This is a genomic window from Paraburkholderia sp. SIMBA_054 (assembly GCF_046534875.1).
GTDB classification, from domain to species: Bacteria; Pseudomonadota; Gammaproteobacteria; order Burkholderiales; family Burkholderiaceae; genus Paraburkholderia; species Paraburkholderia hospita.
This window is the reverse complement of record NZ_JAWRXV010000182.1, coordinates 1-1,083: the sequence shown is the minus strand read 5'-3', so window position 1 is coordinate 1,083 and position 1,083 is coordinate 1. Positions and strand designations below refer to the sequence as shown.

Sequence of the window (1,083 nt, the reverse complement as noted above, 5' to 3'; positions counted from 1 at the left end):
CGGCCATGTGCGGTCGCTGGGTAGTGCGACAGCTCAGCCGCTCCAACGTCTTATCGCCTTCGTCAACAGCCGCTCAAAACTCCCGACACGATCAGTTGCATTCGTCACCTTTGCCAAGACTTTTGCGCATAGTGTCGCCGGCGTCGGTCATAGAGGACGCCATCCGACGCAATGCAGACAACAATTCGTTGGACTCGGTTACGTTGCCTTCTTGATATCGTTGCCAGGCCGATTTGTCAGGATGGCGCTCGTAATAACGTGAAAGAGATGATCCCCCCGTGGCGCGAATCCGGGCTGGCCGACGAGCCAGCCGAGCGCCGACATCAGGGCGAACAGGTCGACCCCATCAATATCGGCGCGCGCCGTTCCCTCGGCTTGAGCGCGGAGCAGTAGTCGCGCGCCCGCCGAACGCAGCGCTGTGCTCGAAGCATGAAGCGCGGAGTCCGGGTCCGCGTGCGCGGTCGCAAACAAGGCGCAAATACCGCTATAGCTGCGAACGAATGCCACCCCATCGCGAAACCAGGACACCAGCGCTTCGTCAGGTGGATTCGACGTTTCGAGTTCGGCCGCCTGCTGTATCAGTTCGTCCACGTTCATGCGCAGCAACGCTTCGAACAAGGCTTCTCGTGTCGGGAAATGGCGAAATAGTGTCGCCAACCCGACGTCGGCCCGGCGGGCGATATCTCGCATGGACGCCTCGGCACCATGCTCGGTGACGACGTCACGCGCGACTGCAAGGAGATGGTCGTAATTCTTTCTGGCGTCAGCTCGCATAAATTGCCTTGACAAACGGATCAGTGATCCGAATATAATGAACCTGTATCCGGATCAGTGATCCACAAGATACAGCACATTTGTGCAGATGGGAACAGAGGCGCAGTACGACACCACGAAAGGAGATGTCATGGGAAAGCTTGAGGGTAAGGTTGCAGTCATCACGGGTGGATCGAGCGGCATGGCGCTGGCGAGCGCCAAGCGGTTCGTTGAAGAAGGCGCCTATGTTTTCATCACGGGCCGGAGGCAGGAGGCGCTCGACGAGGCCGTCAAGCTGATTGGCCGGAACGTGACCGGCGTGCGCGGCGA

Annotated in this window: 2 protein-coding genes; one reads left to right on the top strand and one right to left on the bottom strand. The window is 59.4% G+C overall.

Annotated features, from left to right (window positions below):
• Nucleotides 1-198: 198 nt before the first annotated feature.
• Nucleotides 199-774 (bottom strand): TetR/AcrR family transcriptional regulator, encoded by a 576-nt coding sequence (locus SB822_RS54630; RefSeq protein ID WP_035538937.1) that lies wholly within the window; start codon nucleotides 772-774, stop codon nucleotides 199-201.
• 130 nt (nucleotides 775-904) lie between these two features.
• On the opposite strand from SB822_RS54630, the gene SB822_RS54625 reads away from it, so the two are divergent.
• Nucleotides 905-1,083, top strand: a 179-nt coding sequence (locus tag SB822_RS54625) for an SDR family NAD(P)-dependent oxidoreductase (RefSeq protein WP_410858791.1), incomplete at its 3' end; no start/stop codon positions are given.